The following is a 9,752-nucleotide window of genomic DNA, read 5'->3' on the forward strand; positions in this document are numbered from 1 at the left end:
ACCCACCACCACCCCACCCGCACGGAGGACCCATGACGGGCAGCCCCACGACCCCCACCCGCCACGTCCGGGTGATCCGCCCGGGCTTCGGCGCCACCGTCCAGGACCTGGGCCGCCCCGGCCACGCCGCGCTCGGCGTCGGCCGCTCCGGAGCCGCCGACCGGCGCAGCCTGCGCCTGGCCAACCGGCTCGTCGGCAACCGCGAGGAGGCCGCGGCCCTCGAGGCGCCCCTGGGCGGCCTCGTCCTGGACGTCGACCACCACGCCACCGTCGCCCTCACCGGCGCGCCCTGCCCCGCCCACGCCGACGGCCGCGCCGTCGACCTGAACGCCCCGGTCAGACTGGCCCCCGGCAGCCGCCTGACCGTCGGCGTCCCGTCCGAGGGCCTGCGGGTCTACCTCGCCGTGCGCGGCGGCGTGGACCTGCCGCCCGTCCTCGGCTCCCGGTCCACCGACACGCTCTCCGGGATCGGTCCCGCCCGGCTCGCCGCCGGCGACCTCCTGCCGGTCGGGGACCTGACGGCCGGCTGGCCCGCGGCGGACTTCGCCCCCCAGCGCGCGCTGCCCGCCGAACCCGTCCTGCGGATCCTGCCCGGTCCCCGCGACGACTGGTTCACGCCCGAGTCCCTGGCCGCGCTGTGCGCCGGCCCCTACCGCGTCACCGACCACAGCGACCGCGTGGGCATGCGGCTGGCCGGGGCGGCGCTGCGCCGCGTCCGCTCCGGCGAGCTCCCCTCCGAGGCCGCGGTTCCCGGCGCGCTCCAGGTGCCGCCGGACGGGCAGCCGATCCTCTTCCTCGCCGACCACCCGGTGACCGGCGGCTACCCCGTCATCGCGACCGTCCACGAGGACGACCTCCCGCTCGCCGCCCAGACCCGCCCCGGCCTGGCCCTGCGGTTCCGGCCGGTGTGACCGGTCGTGCGGGCCCGCCCCGCGCCCCGGCGGCCGCACCCCGGCGGCGGAACCCGGTTCCGCCCCGGCGCCCGGAGCGGGCAGGATGGCCGGCGCGGCGCACGCCGCCACAGCTCCAGGGGGACCCTCATGGCCGACCACTTCCCGTACCGCATCCGCACCCGCGACGGCGACCTGACCGTGATCTGGCGCTCCGGCGAGGGCGAGAGCGACGGCGACCCCGACCTGGTGCTCACCGACGAACACGGCAGGCTCCTCGCCTTCGCCGAACGCGCGCCGCTGCGGGAGTACTGCGACCGTCACTGCCCGGAGATCGTCTGGGAGGGCGAGAACACCCTGGACCTGCACCCCGTGCGACGGTGGGTCGAGCCCCCTCACCTCACCCCGGCAGGGCTGCCCGAACTGCTGCTGGAGGCCTGGAACTTCTTCGAGGACCTCGCCCGCGCTCTCCCGGACGGCCCGCGCCTGCCCGCCCAGGGACCGGTCCACGACAGCGCCTACGAGAAGCTCTTCGGCGGCGAGCCCCTCGACCCGGCCTCCGGCGAGGAGGCCTGGACCGCCGAGGAGGGCGCGGCCGTGCGCGAACTCCTGCGCGCCGGACTGGACCTGTGGGAGCACGCCGTGCGCACCTGCGCGGGGGCCGTCCGGCCGACGCCCCGTTGACGGGTGCGCCCGGCCGCTCTACAACGGGAAACAGGGCCGCGGCGCCCCCGAGTAGGCCCCGGAAAATCCCGGAAGACCCCGGAAGACCCCGAGGAGCGACTTTCATGGCTCCAGAAGACGACCACCGCTGCCCGGTGCTGGACATGACCGCCCGGGCCCCGCACCAGCAGAACGCGCGGCTGCGCGGCGCCGGGCCCGCCGTGCGGGTGGAGCTGCCCGGCGGCATCATCGCCTGGTCCGTGACCCGCGGTTCGGTGATCCGCGCCCTGGCCACCGATCCGCGTGTCTCCCGCGACCCGCGCAGGCACTGGCCCGGCCTGGCCTCGGTGCCCGAGGGGTGGCCGATGGGTCCGATCGCGTTCCAGCGGAACTTCTTCAACCTCTACGGCGACGAACACCGGTCGCGGCGGCGGCAGATGGCGCCCTCCTTCTCGCCCCGCCGGGTGGCCGCGCTGCGTCCCGGGATCGAGGCGACGACCGCGGCCCTGGTCGGCGCGTTCGCCGCGCTCGGCCCCGGCGGGGCCGTGGACGTGCGCCGGGCCCTGTCGCTGCCGCTGACCATGACGGTGATCTGCGACCTGTTCGGCGTGCCCGCCGGCCTGCGGTCCCCGATCGGCACCGCGATGGACACCCTGCTGACCACCACGGAGACGCCCGAGCGGATGCTGCGCTCGCGGGCGGCGATCAACGTGGTGCTGGCCGAGCTGCTGGAGCTCAAGCGGCGCGAGCCCGGGCCCGACCTCACCAGCGACGTGGCCGCCGTCGCCACCGGCGAGGGGACGGACCGCACCGAGGAGGAGTCCCGCGACATCCTCTTCCTGATGCTCGGCGCCGGCTACGAGACCGCCGTCAACCTGATCACCAGCGCCGTCCAGGCGCTGCTCGCCCACCCCGGCCACCTGGCGCTGGTCCGCGCGGGTGCCCTCGCCTGGACGGACGTCGTCGAGGAGACCCTGCGCCACGAGAGCCCGGTGATGCACCTGCCGCTGCGCTACCCGCTGGCGGACATCGACCTCGGCGAGGGCGTGGTCATCCGCGAGGGCGAGCCGATCCTGCTCGGGTTCGGCGCGGCCGGCCGCGACCCGCAGGTCCACCCGGACCGGCCGGACGACTTCGACCCGACCCGGCCCGACAAGGAGCACCTGTCCTTCGGCCACGGCCCGCACTTCTGCCTCGGCGCGCCGCTGGCCCGGCTGGAGGCCGAGGTGGCCCTGGCCGGTTTCTTCGGCGCCTACCCGGGTGCCGTCCTGGACTGCTCCCGCCCGGCGCCGGCCCGGGTGGAGTCCGCCATCATCAACGGCCCCTCCGAACTGTGGGTCGTCCCCGCCCCCGCCGGGGCCCCCGCCGGCTGACCCTCCGGCGTGCGGGCGTCCGCCCGGCCCGCGAGCGGAGTCGGGCGCTCCCGCCGCCTCCCGCGAGGCGGCGGGAGGCGACGGGGGGCGGGGGGGCGTCAGGCGGGGCGGATGCCCGGGTTGCCGGCCTCGGTGGCGAAGGAGGCGGCCGTGGACAGGACGCCGCCGGGGCGGGTGATCCGGTCGACGACGCGGTAGTCGGCGCGCGCCCGGCGGCGGTCCAGAGTGAGCACCGTGTAGCCGCGGCGCCCGTCGTAGAACTTCATGTGCGCGTTGGCGGACATGAGGTTGTTCCAGTTCGACGGCTTCTCCTCGCCGTCGCCGTCGCTGCTGATCGAGGTGCCGACGAACTCCACGCCCACCGTGCGGGAGCCCGGGTCGTCGAAGTCGCGCTTGACGTCCAGGGCGTAGGCCACGTGCACGTCGCCGGTGAGCAGCACGAGGTTCTTCACGCCGGAGGCGTCGACGGCCTTCAGGAAGCGCTCGCGGGCGGCCGGGTAGCCGTCCCAGGCGTCCATGGAGAGCTTGGAGCGCTCGGCGGTGGTGTTCTTGCGGCGGGAGAAGACGACCTGCTGGGGCACCACGTTCCAGGTGGCCTTGGAGTGGCGCAGGCCGTCGGCGAACCAGCGTTCCTGGGTGGCGCCCATCAGGGTGCGCTTGGGGTCCTCGGACTCCGGGGTGGGGTACTGCCAGCCGTCGCCGTTGGCCTGGTCGTCGCGGTACTGGCGGGTGTCGAGGATGTCGAACTGCGCGAGCCGGCCGAAGTGGACGCGCCGGTAGAGGGTCAGCTCGGTGCCGCGCGGCTGGGGCATGCGCAGCGGCTGGTTCTCCCAGTAGGCGCGGTAGGCGGCGGCGCGGCGGGCGACGAAGGGGGCCGGGTCCTGGTTCTTCTCGGGGATGCCGGCGGCGTAGTTGTTCTCCACCTCGTGGTCGTCCCAGGTGACGTACCAGGGGTGGGCGGCGTGGGCGGCCTGGAGGTCGGGGTCGGTCTTGTAGAGGGAGTAGCGCAGCCGGTAGTCCTCCAGGGTGGTGGTCTCGTGGTTGAAGTACGCGGGCAGGGTGCGGTCGGTGTACTTGCGGTCGCCGCCGGCGGCGTCGATGCCGTACTCGTAGATGTAGTCGCCGACGTGGAAGACGGCGTCGACGTCCTCGCCGGCGAGGTGGCGGAAGGCGGTGAAGTAGCCGTCCTCGTAGGCCTGGCAGGAGACGAAGGCGATGCGGGCGCTGTCGAGCTTCTTGCCGCGCTCGGGGAGGGTGCGGGTGCGGCCGACGGGGCTGGTCCAGGAGCCGACGGTGAAGCGGTACCAGTACTGGTGGGCGGGGGCGAGGTCGTCGACGTCCACGTGGACGGCGTAGTTGAACTCGGCGTGGGCGCGGGCGGTGCCGCGGCGCTCGACGCGGCGGAACTTCTCGTCGCGGGCGATCTCCCAGCCGACCTTGGCGGAGCCGGTGGCGGGCATGCCGGAGCCGGGCTCCAGCGGGCGCGGGGCCAGGCGGGTCCAGAGCACGACGGCCTCGGGGGTGGCGTCGCCGGAGGCCACGCCGAGGGTGAAGGGGTTGTCGCCGATGGCGCGCGGGGCGATCTCGTTGTCCTCGGCGTGCGCGGCGGGGAGGTTGACGGTGAAGGCGAGCGCGGCGGCGGCCGAGGTGACGGTCAGGAAGCGGCGCCGGTCCAGACGGGCGGCGGCCTCGCGCAGCATCCGGTCGGGGGTGGGGCGGTCGGCGGGTCCGGTCATCGGGGTGGTGGCCTTTCGCAGCTCGGTGGGTGTGCGAAGGGAATTGGAGTGGACCGCCCCGTCCTGTGGGGGTCGGGATCACGGCAGCCAAGTGATCATCCGGTGGGAGACCCGTGAAGGTCCGTCATATCATCCCGAACGGGGGTGGGCCGTCCGGTTCCGGACGGCCCGTCCCACGGGCGGGTGCCGTCGGAAGGGGGCGCCGCGGCGGAGGGCGGCCGGGGGCCGGGCCACGGCGCGGCAGGGCTACCGTTCGGCGGTGGTCACGGCTTGGCGGTGGTCACGGCTTGGCGGCGGTCACAGCTTGGGGGCCGAGAAGGTGTCGCACTGGGCGAAGTCGCCGCTGCGGTAGCCGGTGGTGAACCAGGCCTTGCGCTGCTCGGCGGAGCCGTGCGTCCAGGCCTCCGGGTTGATCCGCCCGGTGGCCTGCTGCTGGATCCGGTCGTCGCCGACCGCCGCGGCCGCGTCCAGGCCCAGGGCGATGTCCTGGTCGGTGAGCGAGGCGATCAGCGGGCGGCCGGTGGAGGGCTGCGGGGTGGTGGTCGCGTGGTGCGTCCACACCCCGGCGTAGCAGTCGGCCTGGAGCTCCAGGCGCACCGAGCCGCTGGTGGCGCCCTGGCGGTCGTTGCCGACCTTCTGCATGGCGCCGGTGAGGGTCTGGATGTGGTGGCCGTACTCGTGGGCGACGACGTAGGACTCGGCGAACGGGCCGCCCTTGGCGCCGAAGCGGGCGGACAGCTCGTTGAAGAAGCCGAGGTCGAAGTAGGCCTTCTTGTCGCCCGGGCAGTAGAAGGGGCCCACCGCCGAGGTCGCCGGTCCGCAGGCGGTGGAGACCTGGCCGGTGAACAGCACCGTCTCGGCGTTCTTGTAGGGGATCTTGGCGGCGCGCGGCAGCTCGCCCCGCCAGAAGTCCTGGAGGCTGTTGGTGACGGCCACGATCCGGCAGTCCTGGCGCTTGTTGGCGTCGGCGCCGGTCTTGCACTCCTTCTGCGCCTCCCCGGCGGTGCGCACGCCCGGGGAGGAGGACGAGCCGGAGCCGGAGGACAGGCCCAGCAGCTGCGGGTCGACCCCGAGGACGACCGCGAACAGCACCGCGAGCAGACCCACGGCCCCGCCGCCGATGGCGACCTTCCCGCCGGGGATGCCGCGCCGGTCGTCCACCTGCGAGGTGTCGAGGTCTCCCTGGTCGTCGAACTGCATGTGCCCGTGCCTGCCCGTTCCTGTCGTGTCGCGCCCCGCTGGTGACGGTCCGTGCCGCCTGCGGCCCGCCCAGCCTACGGGCTGCGGCCGACGTCACGGCGCATCGGGGCCGTCCCGGGCGGGCCCCGGCGGCGGCGCGCCGGGCCCCGGGCCCCGCGGCGGGGCGGGGCGGGGGCCGGGCGGGGCGGGGGGTTTACGGCGAGGGGTTCCCCGGGGCCGGGGCCGGGGGTGCGCGGAAGCGCAGGACGGGTGCGGACCAGCCGTCGTCGTGGACGCCGGCGTCGAGGGCGGCGCGCAGGGCGCGTTCCTCGTAGCCGAAGTGGGAGTCCATGATGGCGGCGAGGCCGTCGAGTTCGCGTCCGATCGCCTCCAGGCCCGTGCCGGGTTCCGTGGCGGCGGCCCGGTCGGCGAGGTCGCGCACCCGGGTGAGGATGCGGGTGATGAGGCCGTGGTCCTCGACGAGTTTGGCGATGGTCGGCGCCAGGTCCGGTCTCTCGCGCAGGAGTCGGGCGAACAGGCCGTCGTCCTCGCCCTGGTGGTGGCTGGTCAGGGCGGTGCAGAAGGCCAGGCAGTGGGCGCGGAGCGCGTCGTCGCCGTCGCCGTCCGGGCGGGGGCGGCCGAGGTTCGCCCGCAGGCCGGCGAGCCGGCGGCGCAGGTCCTGGTGCGCGCTGGAGAGTTGAAGGCTGAGGGCGGCGGTACGGTCCTCGCCGCGGGAGGGGGAGGCCACGGGGGGCGGTCCCTTCGGTCGCGCACCTCCATGCCTGGCGCGGTCCGCCACCGGCACGCGATGCCGGCGCCATCCGATCACGCGGCGCGGCCGGCCCGCAAGCGCCGGGGTCCGGGGCGCGCCTCAGCAGGCCCCGCCGGCGAGGCCGCGCAGGGTCTCCTCGGCCCTGGGGGTCAGGACGAGCGGTCCCGTGCCGCTGGTCCACACGGCCCGCACCTCCAGGCTGCGCAGGCGCCAGCCCCCGGGGGTGCGCACCGCCTCGCCGGTGAACGTGCCGCCGACGTCGAAGTGGCCGCCGGGCTCCTCGTTCCGCGCCCGCTGGGTCGCGGCGGGGTGGACGTGCGCCATGACGGCGTTCCAGCGCACCGCGGCCCGGTCCCCGTCCAGGTCGATCATGTAGTTGGCGCCCACGTGCTGGGTGCGCTCGAACTTCGCGAGGGTCGCCTGCTCGGACTCGGCCAGTCCGTCGATCCCCTGGTGCTCCCCCACCGGCGTGGTGATCCGTACGTCGGGGGTGAAGTGGCGCCGCGCCCACGCCTCGTCGAAGCGTCCGCCCGTGTGGGGCACCGTGTCGAGGCTGAGCAGGTAGCCGTCGATGAGGCCGGTGATGTCGGCGCGGTCGGTGAGGACCCGGACCCGCTGGGCGAGGGCGGCGAAGGCCTCGTCGGTGACGGTGGCGACGGTGGTGGTGGTCGTGGTGGTCATGGCGCGGGCTCCCCGTGGTCGCGGTGGGTGGCGCGGCCGACTTCGGTCGCGCACCACGGAGGCTAGGACCTCAAGTCGGCTTCAGCTCAAGGCCCCGGGCCCGTCCCGGGCCTGTTCCGGGGCCGGGGCCGGCCCGGCCCCGTGCCCGCCCGCGCGGAGCCCGGCGTGGGCGCCGGGCCGTGAGAAGCTGGCGCATGACCAGCGCAGCTCCCCCGCCCGACGCCCCGCCGCCGCCCGGCCGCAGGAGCACCCCCTCCGCTCCCCCGCCCGGCTGGTGGAACCCGGAGGTGCGGGCCGAACGGCGCCTGGTGGCGCTGCTCCAGGAGCTGCGGGTGCTCCAGACCGGTGTGCAGATCGTCTTCGCCTTCCTGCTGGGTGTCGCCTTCACCCCGCGCTTCGGCCAACTCTCCGACGCCCAGCAGGACATCTACGTCGTGACCCTGCTGCTGACGGTCGTCTCCGCGGCCGTCCTGGCCACCCCCGTCGCCCTGCACCGGGGCCTGTACCGCCACCCTGGCAAGGAGCGGATCGTCACCGTCTCCGCCCGCATCGCCCAGGCCGGCCTGCTGCTGCTCGCCTGCTCGCTGAGCGGCGCGGTGCTGCTGGTCCTGGACGTCGTCCTCGGCACGGCGGTGGCGGTGCCGATCACCTGCGTCATCGCGGCGATCTTCGCGGTGCTCTGGTTCGCCCTGCCCTGGACGGTGCGCCGCGCCACCACCCGCGACCGGGCCTGAGCGCCGCGCCCTGGCGTGCCGCGCCCTCGTCAGGGCAACGGAATCCACCCCGGAGGGGCGAGCCCGGTGTCCTCCAGCACCCGGCGCACGGTGGCCTCCAGCGAACTGCCGGGCCCGATCACCCGCTCCACGCCGCCCGGCAGCACGTCCCGTTCCCGGTACCAGCCGGCCATCTCGGCGGGCGTGAACTCGGTGCGCTGCGGGCGCGTGGCGTGCCGGCGCACCGTCTCCTCGAAGGGCACGTCCAGGTAGTAGAAGCGGGTCAGGCCCCGGTGCCCGGCGGCCAGGGCGGCCAGCACGGGCCCGTAGCGGTCGGCGGCCATGATGCCCTCGACGACGGTGTGGAAGCCGTGGTCGAGGGCGTAGCGGGCCACCGTGCCCACCAGTCCGGGGGCCGCCGCGCCCGGCACGTCGCGCTCGCGCAGCACGGTGCGGCGCAGGTTGTCCTGCGCCACCACGGCCAGGCCCCGGCCGTGGGCCGCGCGCAGGGCGGCGGCGACGCTGGACTTGCCGGAGCCGCTGTTGCCGCGCACCACCATCAGGACGGTGCGCCCGCTGCCGGTCATCGGCGACCGGCTAGCGTGGGCCCATGGACGACGACCTCTCGCGCCTCTCCCGCCCCGACGGCCCCACCGCCACCGCTCCGTGGGAGGTGCTGTTGATCGGCGGCGCCTCCGGTCTCGGCAAGAGCCGCGCCGCGGCGTGTCTCGCCGACCAGCGTGGCGCGTTCGTGGTCGAGTTCGACGACGTCGTCGCCGCCCTCCAGGCCGCCACCAGCGCCGACAGCCACCCCGGCCTGCACCACTTCTCCGCCCTCCCCGACCCCGACGCGCTGGACGTCGGCCGCGTCCTGGAACTCCAGATCGCCACCGCCCGCGCCCTGGACGACGCGGTGCTCGGCGTGGTGCGCAACCGCCTCACCGTGGACGTGCCCGCGATCGTCGAGGGCGACTACCTCACTCCGGCCGCCGCCGCCCGGGCCGTCGGCGAGGCCGCCGCGGCGGGCCGGCGGGTGCGCGCGGTCTTCCTGCACGAGGACGACCCTCGCAGCATCGTCGCCAACTACGCGGACCGGGAACCGGATTGCGGCCCGCAGCCCGAGCGCGCCGCCGTCAGCGCCCGCTACAGCGACTGGCTCGCCGCCCAGGCCCGCGCCCACGCGCTGCCCGTCGTCGAGTGCCGCCCGTACGCGACCCTGCCCGAGCGCCTGGCCGCCGCCCTGGGGTGAGGCCGGGGCGGGCGCGGGCGGGAGCGGCGGGGCGCTACGCGGACGGCGGCGGTCAGCCCTCCTCGATGTCCGAGATCAGCTTGGTGCCCAGGTCGCTCTGCACCGCCAGCCGGGTGTGCCCGGCGTCGGGGCCGGTGCCCCAGGTCAGCGTGACGGTGGTGAACAGGTGCCCGGCGCCCGAGTCGTGGTGGCGCACCTCCCAGCGGGTGGGCACGTCCTGCGCCCGCAGCACGCCGTCCGCGTGGTTGGCCTCCTCCCAGGCGGCCAGCCGCCGGCGGAAGTCCTCGGTCAGGTAGTGGGCGCGCAGTTCGCCGCCGAGGTCGTCGGTGCCGTCGGAGACGGCGTCGACGTACGCCCCGTAGAAGTCGGCCACCCGGTCCACCGCGGAGTCCGGGCTGCCCTCGCGCACCGGGGCGCCCGCCTTGGTGTCGGTGTCGGTCATGACCGCTCCCTCCGTCCGGGCCGGGGGCGGATGTGCCGCCCCCGGCCGCTCCAC

At 75.7% G+C, this 9,752-nt stretch carries 11 protein-coding genes; 5 read left to right on the forward strand and 6 right to left on the reverse strand.

Going from position 1 to position 9,752, the window contains the following annotated elements:
- Positions 1–32: 32 nt before the first annotated feature.
- The 3 genes from ACFRMQ_RS32120 (at position 33) to ACFRMQ_RS32130 (ending at position 2,926) form a co-directional block, all read left to right on the forward strand.
- Complete coding sequence (locus ACFRMQ_RS32120; protein WP_380734249.1) at positions 33–911, forward strand: biotin-dependent carboxyltransferase family protein; 879 nt, start codon at positions 33–35, stop codon at positions 909–911.
- Between the two features lie 129 nt (positions 912–1,040).
- Entirely contained in the window at positions 1,041–1,574 is a 534-nt protein-coding gene (locus ACFRMQ_RS32125) for a hypothetical protein (protein ID WP_380734250.1), read from the forward strand.
- 104 nt (positions 1,575–1,678) lie between these two features.
- Positions 1,679–2,926 carry a cytochrome P450 gene (locus ACFRMQ_RS32130; RefSeq protein ID WP_380734251.1) on the forward strand — a complete coding sequence of 416 codons (1,248 nt, stop codon included), beginning with the start codon at positions 1,679–1,681 and terminating at the stop codon, positions 2,924–2,926.
- A 98-nt stretch (positions 2,927–3,024) separates the two neighbouring features.
- Here ACFRMQ_RS32130 and ACFRMQ_RS32135 read toward each other — a convergent pair whose 3' ends face one another.
- From ACFRMQ_RS32135 to ACFRMQ_RS32150, 4 genes are all read right to left on the reverse strand, one after another.
- Positions 3,025–4,662 (reverse strand): alkaline phosphatase D family protein, encoded by a 1,638-nt coding sequence (locus ACFRMQ_RS32135; RefSeq protein WP_380734252.1) that lies wholly within the window; start codon positions 4,660–4,662, stop codon positions 3,025–3,027.
- A gap of 297 nt (positions 4,663–4,959) precedes the next feature.
- Positions 4,960–5,862 carry a neutral zinc metallopeptidase gene (locus ACFRMQ_RS32140; RefSeq protein ID WP_380734253.1) on the reverse strand — a complete coding sequence of 301 codons (903 nt, stop codon included), beginning with the start codon at positions 5,860–5,862 and terminating at the stop codon, positions 4,960–4,962.
- 193 nt (positions 5,863–6,055) lie between these two features.
- Positions 6,056–6,589: a hemerythrin domain-containing protein gene (locus tag ACFRMQ_RS32145; RefSeq protein ID WP_380734255.1), complete on the reverse strand. Its 534-nt coding sequence runs from the start codon at positions 6,587–6,589 to the stop codon at positions 6,056–6,058.
- A gap of 123 nt (positions 6,590–6,712) precedes the next feature.
- Positions 6,713–7,294, reverse strand: coding sequence for a nuclear transport factor 2 family protein (locus ACFRMQ_RS32150; RefSeq protein WP_380734256.1), 582 nt, complete (start codon positions 7,292–7,294; stop codon positions 6,713–6,715).
- 194 nt (positions 7,295–7,488) lie between these two features.
- On the opposite strand from ACFRMQ_RS32150, the gene ACFRMQ_RS32155 reads away from it, so the two are divergent.
- Positions 7,489–8,028: a DUF6328 family protein gene (locus ACFRMQ_RS32155; protein ID WP_380734257.1), complete on the forward strand. Its 540-nt coding sequence runs from the start codon at positions 7,489–7,491 to the stop codon at positions 8,026–8,028.
- Between the two features lie 29 nt (positions 8,029–8,057).
- Here the strand turns inward: ACFRMQ_RS32155 and ACFRMQ_RS32160 are convergent, their stop codons facing one another.
- Positions 8,058–8,594 carry an AAA family ATPase gene (locus tag ACFRMQ_RS32160; protein ID WP_380734258.1) on the reverse strand — a complete coding sequence of 179 codons (537 nt, stop codon included), beginning with the start codon at positions 8,592–8,594 and terminating at the stop codon, positions 8,058–8,060.
- Positions 8,595–8,617: 23 nt separating this feature from the next.
- On the opposite strand from ACFRMQ_RS32160, the gene ACFRMQ_RS32165 reads away from it, so the two are divergent.
- The gene (locus ACFRMQ_RS32165) at positions 8,618–9,256 is read left to right on the forward strand and encodes an AAA family ATPase (RefSeq protein WP_380734259.1); all 639 of its coding nucleotides are present in this window, start codon (positions 8,618–8,620) and stop codon (positions 9,254–9,256) included.
- A gap of 52 nt (positions 9,257–9,308) precedes the next feature.
- Here ACFRMQ_RS32165 and ACFRMQ_RS32170 read toward each other — a convergent pair whose 3' ends face one another.
- Entirely contained in the window at positions 9,309–9,698 is a 390-nt protein-coding gene (locus ACFRMQ_RS32170; RefSeq protein WP_380734260.1) for a hypothetical protein, read from the reverse strand.
- Between the last annotated feature and the right edge of the window lie 54 nt (positions 9,699–9,752).

Origin of the sequence: Kitasatospora sp. NPDC056783, from assembly GCF_042789895.1 — a bacterium.
GTDB lineage: Bacteria > Actinomycetota > Actinomycetes > Streptomycetales > Streptomycetaceae > Kitasatospora.